The organism is Nocardiopsis listeri NBRC 13360, assembly GCF_001570765.1.
Lineage (GTDB): Bacteria > Actinomycetota > Actinomycetes > Streptosporangiales > Streptosporangiaceae > Nocardiopsis > Nocardiopsis listeri.
The window spans coordinates 62,027-86,564 of record NZ_BCSH01000007.1; the positions used below are offsets into that span (position 1 = coordinate 62,027).

Annotated in this window: 21 protein-coding genes and 1 pseudogene; 14 read left to right on the forward strand and 8 right to left on the reverse strand. The window is 68.8% G+C overall.

Translation table 11 applies throughout. The features are described from left to right. Positions 1-45: 45 nt before the first annotated feature. From NLI01S_RS02860 to NLI01S_RS02870, 3 genes and pseudogenes are all read left to right on the forward strand, one after another. Positions 46-534: pseudogene (locus NLI01S_RS02860) on the forward strand (NAD(P)/FAD-dependent oxidoreductase); the annotation flags it as partial. Between the two features lie 48 nt (positions 535-582). Next, positions 583-870 (forward strand): YiaA/YiaB family inner membrane protein, encoded by a 288-nt coding sequence (locus NLI01S_RS02865; RefSeq protein ID WP_067598641.1) that lies wholly within the window; start codon positions 583-585, stop codon positions 868-870. 281 nt (positions 871-1,151) lie between these two features. Then, positions 1,152-2,576 (forward strand): sugar porter family MFS transporter, encoded by a 1,425-nt coding sequence (locus tag NLI01S_RS02870; RefSeq protein ID WP_067598644.1) that lies wholly within the window; start codon positions 1,152-1,154, stop codon positions 2,574-2,576. 281 nt (positions 2,577-2,857) lie between these two features. Here NLI01S_RS02870 and NLI01S_RS02880 read toward each other — a convergent pair whose 3' ends face one another. Together NLI01S_RS02880 and NLI01S_RS02885 are read right to left on the reverse strand one after the other, a co-directional pair. Next, complete coding sequence (locus tag NLI01S_RS02880; protein WP_067598649.1) at positions 2,858-4,525, reverse strand: ABC-F family ATP-binding cassette domain-containing protein; 1,668 nt, start codon at positions 4,523-4,525, stop codon at positions 2,858-2,860. Positions 4,526-4,801: 276 nt separating this feature from the next. Further along, on the reverse strand, positions 4,802-5,050 hold the full coding sequence (locus NLI01S_RS02885; RefSeq protein ID WP_067598652.1) for an SHOCT domain-containing protein: 249 nt from the start codon (positions 5,048-5,050) through the stop codon (positions 4,802-4,804). A gap of 237 nt (positions 5,051-5,287) precedes the next feature. Here NLI01S_RS02885 and pabB point away from each other — a divergent pair, with 237 nt between their 5' ends. Both pabB and NLI01S_RS02895 read left to right on the forward strand, forming a co-directional pair. Next, positions 5,288-7,309, forward strand: a complete 2,022-nt coding sequence (gene pabB, locus NLI01S_RS02890) for an aminodeoxychorismate synthase component I (protein ID WP_067598655.1) — start codon at positions 5,288-5,290, stop codon at positions 7,307-7,309. An 89-nt stretch (positions 7,310-7,398) separates the two neighbouring features. Then, positions 7,399-8,922: an amidase gene (locus NLI01S_RS02895; RefSeq protein ID WP_067598658.1), complete on the forward strand. Its 1,524-nt coding sequence runs from the start codon at positions 7,399-7,401 to the stop codon at positions 8,920-8,922. Here NLI01S_RS02895 and NLI01S_RS02900 read toward each other — a convergent pair. Continuing rightward, on the reverse strand, positions 8,894-9,358 hold the full coding sequence (locus tag NLI01S_RS02900; RefSeq protein WP_067598661.1) for a hypothetical protein: 465 nt from the start codon (positions 9,356-9,358) through the stop codon (positions 8,894-8,896). The two genes, NLI01S_RS02895 and NLI01S_RS02900, sit on opposite strands and share 29 nt — an antisense overlap. 153 nt (positions 9,359-9,511) lie before the next feature. Further along, positions 9,512-10,450: an NADP-dependent oxidoreductase gene (locus NLI01S_RS02905; RefSeq protein ID WP_067598932.1), complete on the reverse strand. Its 939-nt coding sequence runs from the start codon at positions 10,448-10,450 to the stop codon at positions 9,512-9,514. Positions 10,451-10,633: 183 nt separating this feature from the next. Between NLI01S_RS02905 and NLI01S_RS02910 the strand changes: the two genes are divergently transcribed. Then, positions 10,634-11,329, forward strand: coding sequence for a type 1 glutamine amidotransferase domain-containing protein (locus tag NLI01S_RS02910; RefSeq protein ID WP_067598664.1), 696 nt, complete (start codon positions 10,634-10,636; stop codon positions 11,327-11,329). A 141-nt stretch (positions 11,330-11,470) separates the two neighbouring features. On the opposite strand, the gene NLI01S_RS02915 is transcribed toward NLI01S_RS02910, so the two are convergent. Continuing rightward, the gene (locus NLI01S_RS02915) at positions 11,471-12,409 is read right to left on the reverse strand and encodes a bacteriocin fulvocin C-related protein (RefSeq protein ID WP_067598667.1); all 939 of its coding nucleotides are present in this window, start codon (positions 12,407-12,409) and stop codon (positions 11,471-11,473) included. A gap of 235 nt (positions 12,410-12,644) precedes the next feature. Here NLI01S_RS02915 and NLI01S_RS02920 point away from each other — a divergent pair, with 235 nt between their 5' ends. Both NLI01S_RS02920 and NLI01S_RS02925 read left to right on the forward strand, forming a co-directional pair. Beyond that, positions 12,645-13,013, forward strand: a complete 369-nt coding sequence (locus NLI01S_RS02920) for a nuclear transport factor 2 family protein (protein WP_067598935.1) — start codon at positions 12,645-12,647, stop codon at positions 13,011-13,013. 266 nt (positions 13,014-13,279) lie between these two features. Beyond that, complete coding sequence (locus NLI01S_RS02925; RefSeq protein ID WP_067598670.1) at positions 13,280-13,975, forward strand: metal-dependent transcriptional regulator; 696 nt, start codon at positions 13,280-13,282, stop codon at positions 13,973-13,975. A gap of 162 nt (positions 13,976-14,137) precedes the next feature. Here the strand turns inward: NLI01S_RS02925 and NLI01S_RS02930 are convergent, their stop codons facing one another. Further along, the gene (locus NLI01S_RS02930; RefSeq protein ID WP_067598672.1) at positions 14,138-15,742 is read right to left on the reverse strand and encodes an alkaline phosphatase D family protein; all 1,605 of its coding nucleotides are present in this window, start codon (positions 15,740-15,742) and stop codon (positions 14,138-14,140) included. A gap of 180 nt (positions 15,743-15,922) precedes the next feature. On the opposite strand from NLI01S_RS02930, the gene NLI01S_RS02935 reads away from it, so the two are divergent. The 4 genes from NLI01S_RS02935 (at position 15,923) to NLI01S_RS02950 (ending at position 19,188) form a co-directional block, all read left to right on the forward strand. Beyond that, entirely contained in the window at positions 15,923-16,405 is a 483-nt protein-coding gene (locus NLI01S_RS02935) for a hypothetical protein (RefSeq protein WP_067598674.1), read from the forward strand. Between the two features lie 111 nt (positions 16,406-16,516). Continuing rightward, positions 16,517-16,681 carry a hypothetical protein gene (locus NLI01S_RS26205; RefSeq protein WP_157090929.1) on the forward strand — a complete coding sequence of 55 codons (165 nt, stop codon included), beginning with the start codon at positions 16,517-16,519 and terminating at the stop codon, positions 16,679-16,681. Between the two features lie 188 nt (positions 16,682-16,869). Continuing rightward, a complete protein-coding gene (locus tag NLI01S_RS02945) occupies positions 16,870-18,057 on the forward strand; it encodes an MFS transporter (RefSeq protein WP_067598683.1) in 1,188 nt (395 codons plus the stop codon). A gap of 267 nt (positions 18,058-18,324) precedes the next feature. Continuing rightward, positions 18,325-19,188: an alpha/beta fold hydrolase gene (locus tag NLI01S_RS02950; RefSeq protein WP_067598686.1), complete on the forward strand. Its 864-nt coding sequence runs from the start codon at positions 18,325-18,327 to the stop codon at positions 19,186-19,188. A gap of 65 nt (positions 19,189-19,253) precedes the next feature. Here the strand turns inward: NLI01S_RS02950 and NLI01S_RS02955 are convergent, their stop codons facing one another. Continuing rightward, positions 19,254-20,126, reverse strand: coding sequence for an AraC family transcriptional regulator (locus NLI01S_RS02955; RefSeq protein ID WP_067598689.1), 873 nt, complete (start codon positions 20,124-20,126; stop codon positions 19,254-19,256). A gap of 187 nt (positions 20,127-20,313) precedes the next feature. Here NLI01S_RS02955 and NLI01S_RS02960 point away from each other — a divergent pair, with 187 nt between their 5' ends. Both NLI01S_RS02960 and NLI01S_RS02965 read left to right on the forward strand, forming a co-directional pair. Continuing rightward, positions 20,314-21,603 (forward strand): MFS transporter, encoded by a 1,290-nt coding sequence (locus NLI01S_RS02960; protein ID WP_067598692.1) that lies wholly within the window; start codon positions 20,314-20,316, stop codon positions 21,601-21,603. A 160-nt stretch (positions 21,604-21,763) separates the two neighbouring features. Beyond that, positions 21,764-22,894 (forward strand): baeRF2 domain-containing protein, encoded by a 1,131-nt coding sequence (locus NLI01S_RS02965; RefSeq protein ID WP_067598938.1) that lies wholly within the window; start codon positions 21,764-21,766, stop codon positions 22,892-22,894. 288 nt (positions 22,895-23,182) lie between these two features. Here the strand turns inward: NLI01S_RS02965 and NLI01S_RS02970 are convergent, their stop codons facing one another. Beyond that, positions 23,183-24,496: an ABC transporter substrate-binding protein gene (locus NLI01S_RS02970; RefSeq protein WP_067598694.1), complete on the reverse strand. Its 1,314-nt coding sequence runs from the start codon at positions 24,494-24,496 to the stop codon at positions 23,183-23,185. Positions 24,497-24,538: the final 42 nt, after the last annotated feature.

Below are 24,538 nucleotides of genomic sequence, written 5' to 3' on the forward strand. Positions count from 1 at the left end.
CCCGGGGAGGTGCCGCAGGTGGGATCCGAGGAGCTGACGGCGAGCGGGGTGCGGGTGGGCGTGCGTCCGGTACGCGGTCAGTCGACGCACTTCGCCCTTCCCGGGCACAGCACCCGCGCCTGGCCGGTGGTGCGGTTCGGAGAACGCGACTACTTCGTGAGCGCCGCCGCCCCCGACCGGGTGATCACCGCCGACACCTGGGAGCCCGAGGCGGGGTTCGACCACCGGGCGACGGCCTCGGGGCTGCTGAGCAATCTGTCCACGGCCCTGGAATTGGCCGAGGCGACCGTGGTCCGGACCCGGGTGGGGTTCCGTCCGGGCACCCACGATGGAGTGCAGTTGTCGGGGTCGATCGAACGGCTGCCCGGTGTGGTGGTGGCCACCGGGCTGGGCTCTCAGGGGCTGACCTTCGGGCCGTTCCAGGGGACGGTGGCCGCGCGGCCGGCGATGGGGGAGGACCCGGGCCTGGACCTGTCGGCCTTCGTGCCCGATCGCACGCAGAAGCCGGGCCGAGCGATCGGGTCCGGGTTTTGAGTAGGCGTACTCAAGCCCGGCAGTCGGGTGTTCGCGCACCATGAAGGCATGAACACACCCCTCCCTCAACCCCGGTCCACCTCACAGTTCTACCTCCAGTCGATCATCGCCTTCGCGGTGTCCACCGTCGGTGTCGGTGCCGGAATCATCTTCTTGCCCGTCGACCTGTGGATGCGCGCCTTCCTGGGCATGAGCGTGCTGTTCGTGATCACGTCCGCGTTCACCCTGGCCAAGTGCGTGCGGGACCGCCAGGACGACGAGATCGCGGCCGAGCAGGCACAGCTGTACCAGCAGATGCCGATCTGGCAAGGAGACCCCGCCCGACAGCGCGGTTGAGAGGTCCCAGCAGTGGGCACCGTGGGGAAGCGCGGTGCCCACACGCGTGTCCCGGGACGGGATTCCCGCGGGGACCGCCGATGAGATCGCTATCAGGCAGGTGAGGACTACCCTCTGCACGGTTATGGAAAGTATTCGTAGTAAAGTCCCCGCAGTCTGTTGAAGGCCAAACATCGGAGCGTGTTCGGCCACGTCAGCGTTGCGTTCTCGCATGCCTTGGACCCGTTGGGCACCGTGGTGCCCGACGGGAACTCAGGTGTGCCCGGGGGAAGGAGCTCCAAGTGAGCCATGCCAGCACGGGCGGGGTGGGCCACCAGGACGGTGGTGCCAACCTCGCCCACGTGACCATGATCGCGGCGGCCGCCGCGATGGGCGGTTTCCTGTTCGGTTACGACAGCGCCGTCATCAACGGCGCCGTCGACGCCATCCAGGAACGCTTCCATGTGGGTCCGGGGGTCCTCGGATTCACCATCGCCGCCGCTCTGCTCGGATGTGTGGTGGGCGCGGGCACGGCCGGCAACATCGCCGACCGCCTCGGCCGCATCCGTGTCATGCAGATCGCCGGTGTCCTCTTCGCGATCAGCGCGATCGGCTCGGCGCTGCCCTTCAGCGTGTGGGACCTGACCGTCTGGCGGATCGTGGGCGGTGTGGCCATCGGTATGGCCTCGGTGATCGCGCCCACCTACATCGCCGAGGTCTCTCCGGCGGCCTACCGCGGACGCCTGGCCTCACTGCAGCAGCTGGCCATCGTGCTGGGCATCGCCGCCTCCCAGCTGGTCAACTACGCCATCGCCGCGGGAGCCGGTGGCAGCGCGCACAACGCGATCGGCCCGATCCAGGCCTGGCAGTGGATGCTGGCCGTGGAGGTGCTGCCCGCCCTGATCTACCTGGGGCTGAGCCTGGTCATCCCCGAATCGCCCCGATACCTGGTGCGGGTCGGCAAGACCGATCAGGCCCGCAAGATCCTGGCCGAGGTCGAGGGCGGCGGAGACGAGCGCGTCGACGGGCGCATCAACGAGATCCGCGAGGCGCTGGGCTCGGAGGTGCGGCCCAAACTCCGCGACCTGACCGGACGCTACGGTCTGTTGCCCATCGTGTGGATCGGTATGGCCGTCTCCGCCTTCCAACAGTTGGTGGGCATCAACGTCATCTTCTACTACTCCAGCTCGCTGTGGCAGTCGGTCGGTGTGGCGGAGTCCGACTCCCTTTTGTTGAGCCTGTTCACCTCGATCGTCAACATCGTGGGTACCGTGATCGCGATCATGCTGGTGGACAAGATCGGCCGCAAGCCGTTGCTGCTGACCGGTTCGGCCGGTATGACGGTGGCGCTGGCCGGCGCGGCCTTCGCCTTCAGCAACGCCCGGGTGGAGGGTGACGAGGTCACGCTGGCCTTCGGGTGGGCCGCGACGGCGCTGGTCGCCGCGAGCTCGTTCGTGCTCTTCTTCGCCCTGTCATGGGGTGTGGTGGTGTGGGTGCTGCTGGGGGAGATGTTCCCGCTGCGCATCCGCGCGGCCGCCATGGGCGTGGCCACCGCCACCCAGTGGTTGGCCAACTGGTTGGTCACCGTCAGCTTCCCCTCGCTGCGCGACTGGAACCTGTCGGGGGCCTACCTGATGTACGCGGCGTTCGCGCTGATCTCGTTCTTCCTGGTGCTCAGGTTCGTCAAAGAGACCAAGGGCAAGACCCTGGAGGAGATGCAGGGCTGAGGCACGCGGCCTGATCCGGTGCGATAACGGGGGTGACCGGACATCGGTCACCCCCGTCGCGCATTACTACGAACAGTGGTCCCCGGACTGTCGGCGTGGGTGTCGTGGGCAGCACGAAACCGCATCCGGCCTGGGATTTCACGGTGCGAGACCCCGAGGGCGACCTGTGGTCCTTCGGCACCTACCCGGGGGAGCCCGCGCCCTGGTCCGACTCACGCGACCGGCACGACGGCACCTTCGAAGGTGCACCGCACCGGCCGCGTGAGTGCGACGATCGGGGCTCAGTCCCGTTCGGGCTCGCGCCCCTCCAGCAGGTCGTGGACCTGCTCGGCGGTGGTCTCGCGTAGTTCCTCGCCCAGGAACAGCCAGCGGGTGATCCCCACCGATTCCAGGAACGGCAGGTCGTGCGAGGCCACCAACAGGGCGCCCTCGTAGGCGGACAGGGCGTCGGTCAGCTGCCGGACACTGGACACGTCCAGGTTGTTGGTGGGCTCGTCCAACATCAACAGCTGTGGGGCCGGGGCGGCCAACATGGTCATGGCCAGGCTCGCCCGGAAGCGTTCCCCGCCCGAGAGCGTGCCGGCCGGCTGCGCGGCACGCGCACCACGGAACAGGAACCTGGCCAACTGGGCGCGGATGTGCTGCCCCGACACACCGGGGGCGGCGTCGGTGACGTTGTCGACCACCGACCGTTCCTCGTCCAGCAGGTCCAGGCGCTGGGGCAGGAATCGCAGTGGCACCATCACCCGCGCTTCGCCCTCCAACGGGTCGAGTAGCCCGGCCAGGGTGCGCAACAGCGAGGTCTTGCCCGCACCGTTGCGGCCCACCAGGGCGACCCGCTCGGGACCGCTCACCAACAGGTCCGCCCCACGCAACCGGCCATGGGCCGGACGCAACCCGCTGACGCGCACCACGTCTCGCCCGTTGGGCACGGCGGTGTGCGGCAACTCCACCCTGATCTCGGCGTCGTCTCGGACCGCTTCGGCGGCCTCCTCCTTGCGTTCGCGTGCCTCCTGGAGGCGGTCTTCGTGCGTCCCCTTGAGTTTGCCCGCCGACTCCTGGGCGGCCCGCTTCAGAGCGCCTTGGACGATCTTGGGGATGCCCTTCTCCGCGGCGGCCTTCTTCGCGGTGCGTTGACGTCGGGCCAGCTTGATCTGGGTCTGGGCGAGTTCCTTCTTCTGTTTTCGCACGTCGGACTCGGCGGCGCGCAGGGTCCGCTCGGCGGCCTCCTGTTGGACGCCCAGGGCCTCCTGGTAGGCGGACCATCCGCCGCCGTACCAGGTGACCTCGCCCTTGCGCAGTTCGGCGGTGCGGTCCACGCGCTCCAGCAGGTCCAGGTCGTGACTGACCACGATCAGGGTGCCCGAGCGCCAGGAGTCCACGGCCTCGTACAGGCGTCGGCGGGCGAACAGGTCCAGGTTGTTGGTGGGCTCGTCCAGCAACAACACGTCGGGGCGTTCCATGAGCAGTGCGGCCAGGCGCAGCAGGACGGTCTCACCGCCGGAGAGTTCGCCGACGGTGCGGTCCAGGCCGATGCCGTCCAACCCCAGTGTTCCCAGGGTGGCCAGTGCGCGTTCCTCCACGTCCCAGTCATCGCCGATGACCTCGAAGTTGGCTTCGGAGGCGTCGCCGGACTCGATGGCGCCCAGGGCGACGCGTTTGTCCGCGATGCCCAGGGCGTGGTCGACGGCCGGTTCGGTGTCGAGCGTGATGTTCTGCGGCAGGTAGGCCAGGCGGCCGTGGACGGTCACCGAGCCGCGGGCCGGGCTCAGGTGTCCGGCCAGGAGCTTGAGCAGGGTGGACTTGCCCGAACCGTTGGCACCGACCAGGCCGATGCGTCCTCGGCCCGTGGACAGGGACAGCCCATCGAAGACGGTGGTGCCCTCCGGCCAGGCGAAGGTCAGGTCGGAACAGGCCACCGAGACGTCGGTGGTGACGGGTTGAGACATGGTTTTCTCTCGCAGTCGGAAGCGTTGTGGAAAAGGGCTTCGTATGCGAGCACCACGCGGCCTGGGGCCGGGCAGAAGGCGAAAGAGGTCCTGTGGAACGGGGACGGCTCATGCACCGAGGTTGCAACCACGCTGAACAGACGGCCAGTGGCCGTACCGCGTGATGATCGCGAACCTCAGATGCGCAACGTCCACCTCATTCGTCGACGACAGGACGTTCGTACCCTACCCATCCACCGGTGGGTGTCAATCCTTTTCGCGGTGGCAGGCGGGTCCTCAGCGTTCCAGGTCGATCTTGCGCTGTAGGAACTCCTCACGATCGATCTCACCCCTGGCGTAGCGCAACCGCAGCTCGTTCTCGGCCGCGTCCAAGGGTGGGGGAACGGGCGGATACGGACGCGTCCGCGCGGCCCGCCCGGACCGGTGCTGTTGGGTGACCCGCCCGACCTCTCCGATGGTGAGCACGAAGAAGAAGGCCAGCGGCAGGACGATCAGGATCATGATCATCGCGGTGAAGACGGCCATGTGCCACTCCCTGGTCCGCACGAGGGGCCGGACCCCTCGTCCTCTATCTTCCTGTGTACCCGGACAGGAGCCCGCGCACCAGGGCTCGCGCCGGATCTGTGGACGACCGACACCGCGCGCAGGTGAGGACATCGACCGCCGTAACCTGGAATGTCGCAATCCGGCCGCACCGGCCGCACCGGCCGCGAACGCCGCGCCGATTGAGAACGCTGCGCCGATTGAGAACGAAAGGGCGGGATGCGGGTCCTCCTCGTGGACAACCACGACTCCTACACCTTCAACGTCTTCCAACTCCTGGCCCGTGTCCTGGGCCAAGAGCCGCTGGTGTTGACCAACGACGATCCCGCCTGGGCCGGTTTCGACCCGGGCACGGTGGACGCCGTGGTCGTCTCTCCAGGCCCCGGACGCCCACAGACCACCCGTGACCTGGGGAGGGTCCCCGACCTGTTGGCCCATACCCACCTGCCGGTGTTGGGGGTGTGCCTGGGTCATCAGGCCATCGCCCACCTGGCCGGAGCCTCGATCGAATCCGCGCCCCAGCCCCGGCATGGCCACCTGAGCCGGGTCCGACACGACGGCGACGGGCTCTTCAACGGCATCGCGCAGGACTTCACCGCCGTGCGCTACCACTCCCTGGCCGTGGCCGAACCCCTGCCGACCACGTTGAGGGTCACCGCGCGGGCCGAGGACGACGTGATCATGGGGCTGGAACACCGTGAACTGCCCCGCTGGGGGGTGCAGTTCCACCCCGAGTCGGTTGCCGGTGAACACGGCGCGGAGTTGATGGCCAACTTCCTGGACCTGGCCCGCCCGCACAGGCGCTCACGCGCCCTCCCCGTACCGCCGCCACCCACGCGTGACCCGCGACGACCCACGCAGGCCCCCGAACCCGTGGTGGTCGAACTCGACCACATGGTCGACACCGAAAAGGCCTTCGCCCACCTGTACGCCGACGCCGAGTACGCGTTCTGGCTGGACAGCTCCCGGCCCGAGGGACCGGCTCGGTTCTCCTTCCTGGGCGCGGCCCAAGGCCCCACCGCCGAGGTGCTCACCTACGACGTGGGGCGGGAGGGCGTCCGTGTGCACGACGCCCATGGAACCCGCACCGAACCGGGCACCGTCTTCGAGGCCCTGGAACGCCGCACCGACGCCGCCCCCTCCCCGCACGGGCTGCCCTTCGACTTCACCGGCGGCTACGTGGGCTACCTGGGCTACGAACTCAAGGCCCACACCGGGGGAGAGCGCGCCCACAGCGCACCCACCCCGGACGCGGTGTGGATGCGCTGCGATCGTTTCGTGGCCGTGGACCACCACCAGGGACGCACCTACGTGGTGTGCGCCGACGGGGCACCTGACGCCCACTCCTGGGTGGAGCACACCCGCACGGAGTTGCTCGACCTTCCCGACCCGCACGAACCCGCCCCACCCGCCGACCCGGTGGACCTGCCCGCCCTGTTGGAGCGCCCCCACGCCGGATACGTCGACGACGTCAAGGAGTGCCTGGCCCACCTCACCCAGGGAGAAAGCTACGAGATCTGCCTGACCAACCGGGTCCGTCTGCCCGAGCGGGGCGGGGACCTGGACTTCTACCGAAGGCTGCGCGCGGCCAACCCCGCTCCCTACGCCGCCTACCTGCGCCTGGGCGAAGTGAGCGTGCTCAGTGCCTCCCCTGAACGCTTCCTGCGCGTTGACTCAGACCGCGTGGCCGAGAGCCGACCCATCAAGGGCACCGCGCCGCGCCACCCCGACCCGCGCGTCGACGCGCGGGCGGCCGAGCGACTGCGCACCGACGCCAAGACCCGAGCCGAGAACCTGATGATCGTGGACCTGCTCCGCAACGACCTGGGCCGGGTGTGCGAGGTGGGTTCGGTGCGGGTACCGGCGTTCATGTACACCGAGTCCCACACCACCGTGCACCAGCTCGTCTCCACCATCGAGGGCCGGCTCCGACCGGAGGTGTCGACGATGGCGGCGGTGCGCGCCTGCTTCCCCGGCGGCTCGATGACGGGCGCGCCCAAGGTGCGCACCATGGACATCATCGATCGGTTGGAGTCCTCGGCGCGCGGGGTGTACTCCGGGGCGCTGGGGTACCTGTCGCACTCCGGTGAAGCGGATCTGAGCATCGTCATCCGCACCGCCGTGCGCGCCGGCGGGGAGCTGACCATCGGGGCGGGCGGGGCGATCGTACTGGACTCGGATCCGGAGGAGGAGTACGAGGAGATGCTGTTGAAGGCCCAGGTCCCGGCCCGCGGCCGGTGAGACCGCACGGGGCCGCCCCCGGCCACCGGGCGGTGCCCGACCGACGTGGCGAATGAGAACACGTTCCAGTTCGGTGTTAGGTTCCGGGCATGCGAGTTGACGAGTATCTGCGACACGACGCCGTCGGACTGGCCGAACTGGTCCGGGCCGGGGAGGTCACCTCCACCGAACTGCTGGACGTGGCCATCGAACGCGCCGAGCAGGTGAACCCCGCGCTCAACGCGATCATCCTGCCCATGTACGAGGAGGCGCGCCGCCTGGCCGCGACCGCGCCCGAAGGCCCCTTGGGCGGGGTGCCCTTCCTCCTCAAGGACCTCTTCCAGGACTACGCCGGATACCCCACCTCCTGTGGGAACCGTGCCCTGCGCCACGTTCCCGCCTCCGGCCACGCCGAGGTCGTGCACCGCTGGCTGAAGGCCGGCCTGGTGCCCTTGGGCAAGACCAACGTCCCCGAGTTCGGCGCCAAGGCCGTAACCGAGCCCTTGGAATTCGGCCCCACCCGCAACCCCTGGAACACCGGCCACACCCCTGGCGGCTCCTCCGGTGGTTCGGCGGCGGCGGTGGCCGCGGGGATCACCCCCGCCGCCGGAGCCAACGACGGTGGCGGCTCCATCCGCATCCCCGCCGCGGCCTGCGGCCTGTTCGGGCTCAAACCCGGGCGCGGACGGGTGCCGTTCGGACCACTGCGGGGCGAACCCATGAACGGTGCCTCGGTCAACGGTGTCCTGACCCGCACCGTGCGCGACAGTGCCGCGCTGCTGGACGTCATGGCCGGTTCCGAACCGACCTCGCCCTACCCCATCGCTCCTCCCGAACGCCCCTACGCCCAAGAGGTGGGCCACCCCCCGGGCCGACTTCGGATCGGATTCAGTCAACGCTCACCCCTGGGCACTCGGGTGCACCCCGAGGCGGTGCGCGCCGTACGCGAGGCGGCGGCGCTGTTGGAGGAGTTGGGCCACGAGGTCGTCGAGGCCGAGCCCGCCATCGACGGCCGCTCACTGACCGAGGACTTCCTGACCATGTGGTATGGGTCCATGGCGGCACTGGTGGACGGCATCAAGGCCGACACCGGCTGCGCCGACGACGACTTCGAACCCGACACCCTGATGTTGGCCGCCATGGGGCGGGCCCGCAGTTCGGCCGACTACGTGCGCGGTCACGACCGCTGGAACCAGCACATCCTGGCACTGGCCGACTTCCACTCCCGTTACGACCTGCTGTTGACACCCACCATCGCCGGGCCCCCGGTGACCATCGGCCGCCTGGACCCGCCCACCTGGCTGCGCACCGCCGAACGTCTGTTGGTGCGCACCCGCACCGAACGGATCGTCACCGCCACCGACATGGTGGCCACCGAGGTGATGAACAACCTCACCGCCACCCCGTTCACGATGACCGCCAACCTGACCGGTACCCCCGCTATGTCGGTGCCCCTGCACTGGACCGACTCCGGGCTGCCGTTGGGCGTACAGTTCATCGCCGCCGCGGCCGGTGAGGGCCTGCTGCTGCGCCTGGCCGCCCAACTGGAACAGGCCCGCCCCTGGGAACGGCGTCGTCCCACCGGGGTACCGTTCCCCACCTCTGTCAGCTCCCGCGACGGAGCAGCCTCCTGAGGACCACCGCGGCCAGTACCGCCCACACCGCGCAGTAACCACCGAAGAGCGCCCCGCCGGAGTCGGTGAACACGGCCCGACCGGTCATGCCCACCGCTCCGGCCACGGCCACGACCGTGAACAGACCGACCGGCACCGCGAGCGGCCACCTGGGAAGCCTTGCGGCGAAGGGGAGGGCGCACAAGACGAACAACGCCAGCACCGCGACGCCCACACCGGCGTTGGCCCACTGCGCCGCGGCCACTTCCCCCGGCCCGTAGTCGGCGTAGGAGGCCGCCTCGACCTCGGGCCCACCGGTCACCCCCAACCGACCACTCAGGGCGTAGACCACCTTGGAGACCACATACGGCAGGGTCCAGGCCGCGGTGGCCCAGGCCCATGGCGCACGTGTCCGGTGGCCGGGTTCGACACTTTCGTTACCGGTCGGGGTGTCCATGCACCCAGTCTCCACCGTTGACTTCCTCCCCACGGCTGAAGCAGGGCGTGTGCGCCACTAAGAAGGATCACCCCGTCTCTACCCCCCGATCGCAGGGGATCGTGCGTTCGTGCCTCCCTCGCGCGGGGCAAGCACCGACCCGTTCCAGGGCGGTCAGTCGTTCTCGGCGACCAGGACGATCTTGCCGGTGGTGTGCCCCTTCTCGCCCAGGGCGTGCGCCTTGGCGGCCTGGTCCATCGGGAAGGTCGCCTCCACATGGGCCCGCAAGGCGCCTCGCTCCACGAGGTCGGCGATGGAGCGCATCCCCTCATGGTCGGCCTCCACCAACATCGTCTCCGCCCGAACACCCGACTCCTCGACCTTGGCCGCCTCGTCGGGGTCCTGACCGGGCAGCAGCGAGACCAGGACACCACCCGGGCGCAACAGGTTCAGGGATCGGACCCGGGTGTCGCCCGACACCGGGTCCAGGACCACGTCCACCTCATCGACCACCTCGGCGAAGTCGACCTCGCGGTAGTCGACGACCTCGTCCGCGCCCAACTCGCGCAGGAAGTCGTGCTTGGGCGTGCTCGCGGTGCCGATGACGTGCGCCCCGTGCGCCTTGGCGATCTGCACCCCCAAGTGGCCCACCCCACCGGCGGCCGCGTGCACCAGCACCCGCTGTCCGGCACCGACGCGGGCGGTGTCGACCAGGGCCTGGTGGGCGGTCAACGCGGCCAACGGAAGCGCCCCGACCTGGACGTGGCCGACCCCGGAGGGCTTGTGGGTGAAGGCACGCGCCGGGCCCAGCGCGTACTCGGCGTGCGAACCCACCCCGTGCGGGTAGGGCAGCATCCCGAAGACCTCCTCGCCGGGCTTGAACAGGGTGACGCCATAGCCCACCTGTTCGACCACACCGGAAACGTCCCAACCCAGGACGAGGGGGAGCCGGTTCAAGAACACGCCCTGGGCGCGATGCTTCCAGTCGGTGGGATTGACCCCGGCGGCCCGGACCGCGACCAGGATCTGCCCCGGCCCGGGCTCGGGTCGAGGCACCCTGGCCCATTCCAGCACCTCGGGACCGCCGTAGGTGCTCTGTCTGTTGGCGAACATGGTCGCCGTGGTGTGCTCGCTCATGTTCCCCAGGCTGCCCGAACGCACCCGCGCGAACACCTTGACCTTGCTCTCCGGCGATCCCATTGGCCATCGGTGGGCCCGCACCGCTACGTTCGAGAACCCGTGGCACAACCGCCCGAACCACAAACCAGAGCACACGTTCGGAAGAGTGCGAGCACCATGTCCAAGATCCTGTTCGTGATGACCGGTGTCGACCACTGGACCCTGGCCGATGGAACCCGGCACCCCACCGGTTTCTGGGCCGAGGAGGCCGTGGCGCCCTACGAGATCCTCACCGAGGCCGGACACCAGGTCGTCGTGGCCACCCCTGGAGGGGTCGAACCCACCGTCGACGAGGCCAGTCTGACCGCCGACGCCAACGGTGGCGTCGAGGGCGCCGAACGCGTCGCCTCCGCCCTGGCGTCCATGACGGAGTTGGGCACGCCGATCCGATTGGAGGAGGTCGACCTGGACGACTACGACGCCGTCTACTACCCCGGTGGGCACGGGCCCATGGAGGACCTGGCGGTCGACTCGCTCTCCGGTGACCTGCTCACCGCCGCCCTGGAATCGGGCAAACCGCTGGGCGTGGTCTGCCACGCCCCTGCCGCGTTCTTGGCCGCCGAACGCCCCGATGGCACCAACACCTTCGCCGGCTACCGGGCGGCGGCCTTCACCAACGCCGAGGAGACCCAGGCCGGGCTGGCGGACAAGGCCCGCTGGCTATTGCAGGACCGCCTCACCGAGGCCGGCGTCCAGGTCGAGGAGGGCGAACCGTGGGCGCCCCACGTCGTGGTCGACCGCACCCTGGTCACCGGCCAGAACCCGGCCTCTTCCGCGCCCCTTGCCCGGAAGCTGCTCGAACGCCTGGGCTGAAGGCGCCCGCCCGCACCGGAGCGGAGCGGGAAGCAAGAGGACGCCCTGGCGCGCCCACGCCCGACGGCCAGGGCATCGGCCCGGTCCGTCCACCCACGAAGCGCCGATCGACGTGGGAAGACGGACCCGGCCGGGAGAGGGTCAGGGATGGGCCCGTGTGATGGCCCGGGAGGTACTGCGGTCGTGCGTGGACACCCAGGCCACCCCGCAGGTGAAGGGCATCTCCACACACCCCTTGGACAGACACGGCGCCCAGGATCGGCGGCGGGGGACCGGCGATTGGGCGGCCACGCATTCGGGGTCGGTCTCGACCGGGCCCAGGGTCGCCAGCAGCGCGTGCGCCCGGTAGGGGCCGAAGGCGGCCACCGCACGGTCGCGCAATCGTTGTTCCAGTACCGGACCCAGCCCGTCACGGAAGACCTGTTCCTCGGAGAAGGTCACCATGGCCAGATCCAGGGCGGCGCGCTGATCCCGCGTCAGGTCCGGATTGGCCAGGTCGAAGCGGCGCAGGTGTTCGGCCCACAGGTCGCGTCGTCGTTCGGGGGAGAGCTCGGCGAAGATCAACCTGCGTCGCACCAGGGGATGGGCGGCGAACTCGTCGAAGTCGGTGGGCAGCCGGGAACGGTGCTCCTCCACCCACTCGCGGGCCAACGCCTGGTCCGATCGGGCCAGCTCCGGGGTACGCCGGGCCAGGGTCAGGTCCCACACGGCACGCAGGCCGGCGATCACCCGCCCCCACCGGTGGTGGTCCTCATGGGGCGCCCGCCGACTGCGACCGAGTTCGCCCAAGACCTCCACGACCCGCAGGCTCGTCCGCGCGCCCAACCCGCGCACCAGCGGTGCGATCATCGCCGCCCCGCGCCAACAGCGCACCCGCCGCCCGTACCTGCGGATCAGTGTGGGCACCCACGGGGCCGTCGGTCCCCACTGCCCGGCCCGCCAGGCCCGCACGTCGGTATGGGTGAGCGGCAGGGTCTCCAACCTGCCCGCCGAGGCCCTCGCCACCGCGGTGGAGATACTCGCGCACCGCTCACACGAGGAGTCGAACGCCAACACGTACCGAACCCGAACGTCGTCCATCTGCTCCCTTCCTAGCGTCACCACACAGTCTTGTGGCCGGGAAGGCCATTTGGTGCGGGTTTTCGGAACTCGACTTCGACAATCGAGAACGCCTCAAGCGCAAAACGGCGCGAACTCGGACCAATTCGCGCTCGTTCTGTTCTCGAGAGAATGATTTTCCGAGTTACGGTCGGTCCCTGGATCCTCGACCGACACAGCGCGAAATCCAGTGGCACCCGAACACGAAGGGAACACCATGGGCCGAGAAGCCGGCGAAGTGGACGAGGCCATGGCGGCCGAACGCGCCCTGCTCTCACCCCGAGTGCGCGCCTCACCGGAGTCGTCACGGGAGTTGCTGGACCCCGGGTTCGTGGAGGTGGGCAAATCGGGTCGAAGGTGGGACCGCGAGACCATGCTCGCGGAACTTCCCTCGATGACCCCTGCCGAGCCGATCGAGGCACTGGACATGCGCGGGGAGCAGATCGCACCGGGCGTGGTCCACCTGACCTACGCCACCGAGTTCGAAGGAGTGCGTGCCCTGCGCGGCTCGCTGTGGCGACACGATGGCCATGGGCACTGGCGTCTGTACCATCACCAGGGCACCCCGGCAGCCGAACGGCGCTGAGCCCTCTGGCCCGCCCACACCGGTGATCGACGGATGTGCACGCGAGCCGGCCCGGATGAACACCAGCGGTTCGCGCGACGGAGCGTGCACATCCTCCGACCGCACCCGACGCATCGGCGTCTCCGACGCCGAGCACCTGACCCGGGGACGCCCCGCCCGCATCCCACAGAACCCGCCTTGCGCCCTCTGATGGGCGAAACGGCGTTGTCCACAGGTGCCGGCGCGGAAATCGTGGCCTCGAAGCGGTCCACGGTACGGTTACGGGCATGGGGCACACACCGGCACGGCCGTCCACATCGGCCGAGGACTACGTGAAGGTCATCTACGACCTCCAAGAGCGCGGCACCGGACCGGTGACCATCTCCGGGATGGCCGAGCGACTGGCGGTGTCCAACTCCTCGGTTTCGGGGATGCTGCGCAAGCTCAACGAACTCGGGTTCGTCCAACACCAGCGCTACGGCAACGTGAGCCTGACCGAGATCGGAACCAAGGCCGCCTTGGCGGTACTGCGCCGACACCGGCTGCTGGAGACCTACCTGGTGGCCGAGCTGGGCTACTCCTGGGACGAGGTGCACGACGAGGCCGAAATCCTCGAACACGTGGTCTCGGACAAGTTCGTCGACCGCATCGCCTCCCACCTGGGAGATCCGGTGGTGGACCCGCACGGTGACCCCATCCCCACCCGCGAGGGCACCATCGTTCAGCGCGAGACGGTGTTGTTGTCGGAGGCCGAGGCCCACACCCAAGGGGTGATCGTCCGGGTCAACGACATCGACCCCGAACTGCTGCGCTACCTGGCCGACATCGACATCGGCATCGGCATGCGCGTCACCGTGGTCGAACGCCAGCCCTTCGCCGGGTCGATCCAGATCTCGGTGCGCCCGGAGAAGGGCGGCGAGGAACGCGACCAGGCTCTGGGACTGGTCGCGGCCGAAGCCCTGTGGATCAGCCCCGAGGATTGACCGCCCCGGCCCCACTGTGGCCCTGGTGGTTTCGCCCTCGAGGACCTGCCGGTGATGAAAGCCCCGCCGCGTCGAAAGCTCCTCGGGGTAAGAACTCGCCCAGACCGCCGGAGAGCACGGGGCCGGCAGGGATCTCCCGCCCGGCCCCGGATCGGGTACGACCTAGGCCAAGGGCCGGGCACCGGGTTCGCCGGACTCGATGACGAAACGCGCCCGGTCACGAATCGGGGCGTCCGGTTCACTCACCCGGTCCACCACCCGGAAGTCGGCCGTCCACTCGGTGGGGGTGACGGTGTTGCGCACGTATCCGCGTTTGCGGTTGATGAACTTGATGTGGGGGTTCTCCCGCAACTGGATCGCGTCACTCGGGTCGTTCTGTTCGACGCCGTCGCGGCCGCTGGTGAAGGACGTCCCCACCAGTTCGGTGGCCACCGTCGCCGAGTCGGGGTCGTCGAAGTCGGCCTTGACGTCGACCACGTAGTTGGCGTGCACGTCCCCGGTGAGCACCACGGCGTTGCCCACCTCGGCCAGTTCATCGCGCACCGCGTCGCGTTCGACCCGGTAGTTGTCCCAGGCGTCGTCACTGAAGTCGGTGAGCGCGCCTTCGGCGAAGTCACGCTGGGAGAAGAACACCTGCTGGGCCAACACGTTCCAGGTGGCGGTGGAATCGCCCAGTCCCTGGGAGAGCCAGCGTCGCTGATCGGCGCCCAGCATGCTGCGGTCGGGGTCCCCGCGCTCCTCGTCCGCCACCTGCACGTCCCGGTACTGGCGGGTGTCCAACAGGTGCATGTCGACCAGGTTCCCGAACACGAGCCGGCGGTACAGGTGCAGGTCGGGTCCGGCCGGGCGTTGGGCCGCGCGCAGGGGCATGTGCTCGTAGTAGGCCTTCAACGCGTTCTCTCGACGCTGCATGAACTCCTCGGGCGGGACGTCCTCCCCGTAGGAGGTGTCGTCGGCCCAGTTGTTCTCGAGTTCGTGGTCGTCGAAGACCACCGCCCAGGGGAAGGCCGCGTGTGCGGCCTGCAGGTCGTGGTCGGTCTTGTACTGGGCGTGCCGCAGACGGTATTCGGCCAGGGAACGCACCTCCACCGGGGGCAGGTGGCCGCGTCCGATGTCGCCTTGGTCCCCGGTCTCGTAGATGTAGTCGCCCAGGAAGGCCACCAGGTCCAGGTCCTCCCGGGCCAGGTGGGCCTGGGCCGTGTAGTGGCCTTGTGTGTAGCTCTGGCAGCTGGCGATGGCGAACGCGAAGTGGTCCAGGCGAGTGCCCGGGGCCGGGGCGGTGCGGGTACGTCCGACGGGGCTGATCTCACCGCCGACGCGGAACCGGTAGAAGTAGTCGGCGCGAGGACGTAGACCCTGTGCCTCCACGTGCACGGAGTGGGCCTGATCGGGACCGGTCTCCACCGTTCCGGCGGCGACCGTACGAGAGAAGTTCTCGTCCTGGGAAATCTGCCATTGGACCTGGACCACACGATCGGGCATGCCGCCCAGGCCGTCCTCGGCCAGGGGGTCGGGGGCCAGCCGAGTCCACAGGACGACGCTGTCGTGGAAGGGATCACCGGAGGCGACCCCCAGGGTGAAGGGGTCGGAGATCCTGGGGCCTCGGAGGGTCGAGGTGGCCGCTGACGCGGATGACGCACCGAGGGTCGTACCCAGCGCCGCGGCACTCAACGTGACGGCGCCCATGAGCGCCTGCCGTCGGGTCGCGTTCACTCCTGGTTCGGGGGAGGAGACGGAAGGGGTACTGAAGTGGGGGGTACCCGGCATGTGGGGACTCCTGGGGGGATCGGAGGAAAAGGACCGTTGACCATCTCGCCATGAGTCCGAGGAGGTTCCAACCACCGGAGAATGAACATCTCGCGACTTTCCGTGTTTTTCTCGTGACTTAAAGTAACGAACTTGGTCCGTAGGATCCTCAATGCCCCTCGTCCTCATGGGAGCCCTTTCGTGGGATACACGCTCGAAGCCGTCATCGCCGGTGCCGCACTGATACGCGAGGCGACGGTCGACCTGCCCCGAGCCCAACGATTCGGACTATCGCAGGGGTTGGCCCTGGTTCCGTTGACCGACGCGCTACACGATTCCCGGCCTTTGGGTGAGCGTCCCTTCCGTGAGTTCCACCTGTTGCCCGCGTGGCTGTCGCGATGGGCGACCGAGTGGTCGCGTGGTGGGCCACTCGCCTATGTGGAGATCGACTCCTTCGGCGGAACCATGGCCCAGGCGGCCGCCGTGTGGGAGCACGGCGAGCTCACCCTGGGGCCATTGCGCGTGGGCGCGGACGAACCCGCTCCTGCCGAGGGATTCCCGCTCTCCAAGGCCCTGCGCCGATTGGGCGTGACCGTGGGTCCCCACGACCAGGACGAGTTCACCGCCGTGGGGTTGGGCGCCCATCGCCACACCGAGGACTGGGCCGAACACGCCTGCGACTGAGCCGGGTCAAAGGCCCTCACGCGCGCGTCCCGGGATTTGGCCGACCGCACCACCACGCTCCCGGCCCCGCCCGTGGCGCCGCGCACCAGCACACGCTCAACCCTGGTCATGATGGCCGACAGGGGGATCACGGTCGCCACCGAAGCCCAAGCCATGGCCGCATCTCGCTGGCCGAGCACCTACCTGATCCAGGCCTTCGAGGCCGGACCCGGGAGAGCGCCCCTACCTCCGGTGCCACCTCTGGAGTCGCACCCGGACCCGCCCACCGGCCACTGACGTCGCAAGGGCCTTCGTCCACGGGTCGAAATCCACTCGCGCCGAACCGACCCGCTGTTCTAGCCTGGTGGCATGCGCAAGCGACGTTAAGTCATAGCCACAGGTCGATCCGCGGCGAACGTTCGAGGACCGCCGGAAGCACTGAACACATCCGGCTATCCCCGAACCGTTCGACGGAAAAGGCCTCCATGACCACCGTTAACCCACGTGTGTCCCGCACGCGTCTGATCCGGCTGACCTGGCCGGTCTACGGTTACGCCTTCTTCGAGGAGTTCATCCTCCTCTACCCGCTCTACGCCCTGCTGTTCACCGAGAACGGCCTGACGGTCACCCACATCAGCGCGCTGTTCGTGCTGTGGTCCCTGACCTCGGTGCTGCTGACCGTGCCGGCCGGTGCCCTGGCCGATCTGGTATCGCGCCGCCACCTGCTCGCGACCGCCCCGCTTCTGACCGGGTCCGCGTTCGCCCTGTGGTCGCTCCTGCCCTCCCCGTGGGTGTTCGCCCTGGGGTTCGTGCTCTGGGGAGCGGCCGGAGCCTTGTCCTCCGGTGCCTTCGAAGCACTGGTGTACACCGAACTGGACCACCACGAGGCCACCGACGCCTATCCCCGCGTGATGGGCCTGACCCGGGCCTTGGGAGTGGCCGCGGTGGGCGTGGCCACCCTGGTGGCCGTTCCCGCCATGACCCATGGCGGCTACCTGGTCATCGGTCTGGCCAGCGTGACCGCCTGTCTGCTGTGTTCGGTGTGCGCTTTGGCCCTGCCCGAACATCGCGTGCGTGAGCGCGACCCCGGCGACGAACCCGGCTACCTTCAGACCCTGCGCTCAGGTCTGGCCGAGGTGCGCCACAACCCGAGGGTGCGTCCGGCCTTGCTGTTGGTGGTGCTGGTCAGCGCTTTTTGGGGGGTGTTGGAGGAGTACGTTCCGCTGCTGGCCCGTGACGCGGGGGTCCCCGTGCAATCGGTGCCGTTGGTGGTGCTGGTGGTGTGGACCGGGGTGACCCTGGGCGGCCTCTCCGCCGGTCCCCTCTCCCGGCTCCCGAGCCTGGCTCTGGCCGCGCTGATGACCCTGGCCTCGCCGGCCATCGCGGCCGGAGCCCTGTTCGCCGGCCCCGCGGGTTGGGTGCTGCTCGGTTTCGGGTTCGGGGTGTGCCAGGCGATGATGGTGGTGACCGATGCCCGTCTGCAAGAGAGCATCACCGGCCCTGGCCGGGCCACGGTCACCTCGTTGGCGGACCTTGGCACCGAGGCCCTCGGCGTCACCACGTTCCTGGTGTACGCGGGGGTGTTCACCGCCATGGGCCACGGCGCGGCCTTCGCTCTTTTCGCCACGCCCAACCTGCTCGCCGCCCTGCTCTTGGCACGTCGAGACGGCTGAAGGCAGATCCTACGAAGTTCTGTACAGATTTTCCCGTTCCTTGGGATTTCCGTACGAACCCGAACGCTCCGATGAGCGTCTCCCCAGGTGTCGGGCCGTTCGCGCTCCGGCACCGGCGCGAGTGGCAGGGCCCACCGTGCCGCACCATGCCCGAGGACGGCGGGCCGTGGTGCACGGGCCGTAGGTGTCGAGGGACCACCTACGGCCCGCCGCTCTTCAAGACGTGCCCTATTACTCCCCTTGACCCGGTGAATAGCATCGATTGTTGTGGCTCACCAGATGACGAACACCGCGAACCAGGACGACCTGGATACCGCGTCCGTGCGCGGGATCAGCATCGGTTACACCGATCGTGGGGCGGGATGTCCCGTCCTGTTCCTGCATGGGCATCCCTTCGATCGGACGATGTGGAAACCCCAGGTCCGGGCGCTGGCCGGACGTGGTTATCGAACCATCGTTCCCGATCTGCGCGGTTACGGCAGCTCCACGGTCGTACCGGGGGTCACCCCCCTGGACGTCTTCGCGCGGGACATGACCGCGCTGCTCGATCACCTGGGGCTGGACGTGGTCAACGTCGTTGGTGTGTCCATGGGCGGCCAGGTCGCTTTGGAGATGTGCCGCCTCTTCCCCGACAGGGTCGACTCCCTGACCCTGGTGGCCACCAACCCCCTGCCCGAGACCGAACAGGGTTGCCTGGCCCGTGAACGATTGGCCGCACGACTGCGCGAGGAGGGCATGCGCGGCTACGCCGACGACATGCTCGTGGGCATGATGACCGCGGACAACGTTCGCGACCTGCCCGCGGTCGCCGACCACGTGCGCGACATGATGTGCGCCGCACCTCCCGAGGGGGCGGCCGCCGCCCAACTGGGCCGGGCCCGGCGCCCCGACCACACCCTGCTGCTCAAGCGCATCTCCGCCCCCACCCTGCTCGTGGTGGGCCAACACGACGGGTTCACCCCACCAGAGGGCGCCGAACTCATGCACGTGCGCGTCCCGGACTCGATCATGGAGATCATCGAAGGGGCCGGTCACCTTCCCAACCTGGAGCGCGCCGGCCGCTTCAACGAGGTACTGCGGCGTTTCCTCGAACAGAACCGCCTGCGCCCTCGCCCCTCCGAGGTCGGCTGAGGGCGGCCCCGACCACCTGGCCGAGCCCGCGCCCCAGAGCGGGCGCACATGTGCCCGTGCCCGGATCAGACCTTCTCCACCGGCATCCACAGCTCCCCGCAGGCCAGGCCCTCCTCCTGCTCGTCGTAGTCCACCTTCAGCATGTCCGGCCCCTGCCGGTGCTGGTAGGCGGGGTTGGAGGGAAACCACTCGGAGAAGGCGTACGACCAGATCCGCTGGATCTGCTCGGGGAAGGTGTACCGCTCGAAGGGGAAGACCACCCAGGTGCCCGCCGGTACCCGAAGCGACTCCATCCCTTCGGGAACCTCGGTGGAGGAGGTGACGGCCGCCTGGTAGTAGTCGACGTCGCCGCCCTCGCCATCGCCCGTCTCCAGGGCGTGGGTGACACCCAGCAGACCGTGTGGCTCCTGGTCGGAAAGTTCCTCGACCCTCTCGCGGGTGGCCTCGTCGATGCCCTTGACGAACTCGATCATGGTCTCGTTGGGGCCCTCACAGACCAGTGGTACCCGGGCCTTGGGACCGGTGACGGCGAACGCGTCCTTGTCGACGATGCGGTAACGCATGATGGTGTTCCCTTCGATGGTCAGGTGGAAGGTCAGACGCGATTGGGAGCCGAGCGCGGCGGCGCCGTGGCGGGCCTCGCCCGGGCCGACCCCGTGCACGGACCGGAACGCCCGACCGAACGCCTCGGCCGAGCCGTAGCCGTAACGCACCGCGATGTCGAGCAAGGTGTCCTTGCCCTGGATCACCTCGGCCCCGGCCAGGGTCAGGCGTCGCCGGCGCACGTACTCCGAGATCGGCATCCCCGACAGCGTCGAGAACATCCGTCGGAAGTGCTGCTCGGAGACGAACACCGAACGCGCCATCGCGGCCACGTCCACGGGCTCGTCCAAGTCCCTTTCGACCCGCTCCAGCGCCTCGTTCAACCGGTCCAGCATCGGTTCCTCCCTTGCTCTCACCACCCAAGTTACGGACGCCCCATCCACCTCGACCCGACAGTTGCGGTGCGGTTTCGATCGGGTCGATGCATGCTCCGCACCGCCGTTTCCTCCCACGGAGAAAGGACCTGTCCGGACCACCGGCCCTGTGCCAGTCTGATCGGCGACCCCCTCACCGAAGGACTCCATGGCCGAAAAATCGATCCGAACCGGTGCCGAACATCCCCCTGGTCAACCGCTGGGCCGCCGATTCGGCATGCTCCTGGGCGCCGTGGGCCTGGGAAACCTGGGTGATGGGATCGCGGTGGTGGCGCTGCCCTGGTACGCCGCCACCCTCACCGACGACCCCTTCCAGGTGGCACTGGTGGGTGCCGCCACCCGCCTGCCCTGGCTGTTGCTCGCCCTGATCGCCGGGGTGGTGGGCGACCGGGTCGACCACCGTCGACTGATGGTGGCCGCGGCGGGAGTCAAGACCGTACTGCTGGTGGGACTGACCACCGCGGTCGCCCTGGGCGCGGGCTCGATCCCGTTGCTGGTCGGCGTCGCCCTGCTGGTGGGGGCCTGCGAGGTGTTCTTCGACAACACCGCGCAGGCCATGGTGCCCACCCTGGTCCCACGTCAACGGTTGGAGCGGGCCAACGGCCACCTGCAGGGGGTGGAGCGGGTGCTCAACAAGTTCCTGGGCGCCCCGATCGCCGGCATGCTGCTGGCGGCCTCCACCGCCTGGGCCTTCGGTGCGCAGGCCGCGCTCATCCTGTCGGCGCTGGTCTGTCTACTGGGTCTGAGCGGCGATCACCACCCGGCGACGGACGGGCGGCGACGCCCCGGCATTCGCGTCATGCTGGGCGAAGGACTGTCATGGCTGTGGCACCACCCGGTACTGCGCTTGACCACCCTGGTCAGTGGGGCCTCCAATCTGGCCGCGGCGATGATGGCGGCGGTCCTGGTGCTCTTTGCCCAGGAGGTGCTGGGGGTGGGACCCCAGGGTTATGGGTGGTTGATGACCGTGACCGCGGTGGGCGCCGTCCTGGGCGCACTGGTGGTCCCCTCCTTCTCCCACCGTGTGCACCCGGCCACCGCCTTGGTCGTGGTCCTGGTGATCCTGGGCATGACCGCTGTGACCGTGGGGCTCACGCGCGACGTTCCGATGTTCGTGCTCTGCTACCTGTTCACCGGGTTCGCCGCCACCTGGTGGAACGTCACGCTGATCAGCCTTTTCCAACGTCTGACCCCCGACCTGCTGCGTTCACGGGCCTTCAGCGCCCACCGGACCCTGTCGTGGGGGATGCTCTCGGTCGGTATGGCCCTGGGCGGCACACTCGCCTCCGCCCTGGAAGGGACGTTGGGTCGCGAATGGGCCCTGGCCGTCCCCTACCTGGTGGCGGGAACGATCGGTCTGATCCTGGCCGTGGTCGTCACCCTGAGACTCACACGGGGAGTGATCGACCGAGCGCTGGACGAAGTCGAACCGGCCTGACTTAGGGCGAACAGGAAAATACTGGAAATCTCCGGGCAACTTCCGTGTCTGATTCGACGTGGCGCCCTTTCGGAAACCACCATGGACCTTCAGGATCGTCGACAGGCCGACCCCGAGAAGGAGGTGGGCGGGGCGGGGGTACACGCGTCCCGCGAACTTGATGGATCTTGGTTTTCTGCGACCTCTGTACGAGAGCGACGGCCCCGTGGCATCGGTGCACCTGGACACCAGCCGGGACACCACCGACGCGGACAAGAAGATCGAGTTGCGCTGGCGGCACCTGCGCGAGGAACTCAAGGCCCTGGGCACCGACGAGGCCACCCTCGACGTCCTGGAGGAAGCCATCGGGGAGGGCAACTCCCGTGCCTACGGTGACCACGGCCAAGCCGTCTACGCCTCCGAGGGACGGCTGTTGGGCGAGTACACGCTGACCTCCCCACCCGGGCAGGACCGCGCCTCGTTCCTTCCGATCCCCGACGCCCTTCCGTTGACCATCGACCGCGGCCGCCGACTGCCCTACGTGCTGGTGGCCCTGGACCGGGTCAAGGCCAAGGTGTACGCCTACGGCGGCCATCCCAGTGAAGGGCCGGTTCTGGAGTCCGAGAACATCGGCGAGAACATGCAGAACATCGACGGGGCCACCCGGATCTTCCCCGGCCAACGCGGGGACGCGGGTGGACGCCGAGCCGACACCGGCACCGCCCAGGACATCTGGCGTGAGAACGCCGCAGGGGTCGCCGAACTGGTCCGCAAGGCCGTGGCCAAGGTCGGGGCCCAGGCCATCATCGTGGGCGGAGACGACGAGGCCATCGCCTACCTGCGTGACAATCTCGGCCCACGGCAACTCACCATCCCCATCAAGGTGGTGGCCGGGGGCCGCGGAGGAATCGACGCGGAGGAGCGCCTGCAGGAGAGCGCGGAGGAATGCCTGCGCGAGCTGGTCCAGCGGGAACAGGAACAGACCATCGACGACTACCACCGCAAGCTCGCCCATGACCAGGCGGTTCGCGGTACCACTCCCACCCTGCCGATGCTGTCGGAGGGCCGAGTGGACACCCTGCTGTTGGGATCCGACAGGGAGGACGAACCACACCTGTGGGGCTCGACAACCTCCCCGATCCTGGTGGACACCTCGCCTCGAGGACTGGACGACCCGAACTCCGCTTTCCAAGCTCCGGCCAGCGCCCTGATGCTGCGCTCGGCCGTCCTGTCGGACGCCCGGTTCAGTGAACTGCTGGAGGAGGGCGAACCCAGCGGCGATTCCGGGGCCACCCTGCGATTCCCCAAGTAACCGCCACCGACCGACACAGTGCCCCGCTCCCACCCAAGGGGAGCGGGGCACCGTTTCGGTCGGGTGACCCTGCGGTCGAGCCCACCCCATCGGTCGATCGGCGCCTGGCATCGATGCGCAACCTTCGACCCGAAGCCGGTGCGACAACCACCCGCACGCACCCCCGAACCGACCCGCTGACCACGCCCACCCGCGGTGAGCCCGACGTTGGGAGGGGAACACGGGTCGGGCCCCGCTGGGAGTGCTCCCATCGGGGCCCGAGCTCGACCACGTGCCGCGTCCGGTCTCCTACTGGGAACCGGTGGCGGCCTCCACCTCGGTGATGAACTGCTCGGCCGCCTCCTCCGGCGTGAGGTTGCCGAAGGCCAGTTCATCGGACGCCCGCTTGGTGATCTCCACGACCTCACCGGCACCGATCGGCGGCGGCGGGTTGCCGTCGACGATGTCGCCCTCCACATCCGACAGGAAGATCGCGCTGCGCTCGTCGGCCGCGGACAGCGAGCTCAGGATGTGCGCCCGCACGTCGATGTTGGCAGGCAGTCCCAGGTCGGCCAGGATCAGCTCCGCCGCCTGATTGTCGTTGAGCATGAAGTCCACGAACCGGGCCGCCTCCTGCGGGTGCTCGCTCCCGGCCGAGACGGAGTAGAACATCGCCGGCTTGAAGTACATGCCGGTACGCTCGCCATCGCTCTCACCCGGGTAGCGCAGCAGCTCCAGGTCACGGTCGGAGGACGCGGTCAGCCCGCCCAGCTGGTTGCTCCAAAAGTGCGCCATCGCGCCGGTGTTGGTGGCCAGCACCGACTGATCGGGGCCACCCGCCTCGATCTCCACGCTCTGCGAGGCGCCCGGCTGCCCGCCGCTCTCCAGCAGGTCCTCGGTGATCTGGAACCACTCGGCGAGGGTCTCGGATGAGAACGCGAGCTCACCGTCCTCGCCGTAGAGGTTCTCCCCGTGCTGACGGGCGAAGATCTGGAAACCGCTCTCGTTGTAGGCCATGCTCTGGGTCCCCACGATCTCACCGTCGGTGGCCTCGGTGATCTGCGTGGCGATCTCGACGTAGTCGTCCCAGGTCCACGTGGTGTCGTCGGGCATCTCCACCCCGGCCTCGGCGAAGGCCTCCGGGTCGGCGAGGATGGCGTAGACGTTCACGCCGGAGGCCACCCCGTAGGTCTGACCGTCCAGGTCACCGCTGTCGGCGATCAGTGGGTCGATCTTGGTCAGGTCCAGCTCGTCAGAGAACTCGTTGAGGTCGGCCAGCGCACCCCGGTCACCGTACTCGCGCAGGTACCGCTCCTCCTGCATCATGATGTCGGGGGCGTCGTCGGCGGCGGTGCTGGTGGCCAACCGGTCCCAGTACGAGCCCCAGTCGGTGTAGTCGGGGCTGATCCGGATGTCGGGGTTGTCGGCCTCGAAGATCTCGATGACCTGCTGCATGTTCGAGTGTCGATCGTCCGCTCCCCACCAGGAGAAGCGCAGTTCCACCACACCGTCCTCGGCGGAGGAGCCGCCCCCGCAGGCGGATGCGAGCAGTGTGACGGCGGCGGCCAAGGCCAAGGGAGCGGCCGTGCGGCGTGTGCGTACGCCGCCGGAGGGGATGTTCATCGGGGGGTCCTCAAGGTCTCGTTCATCGGGTGGGTAGGGTGC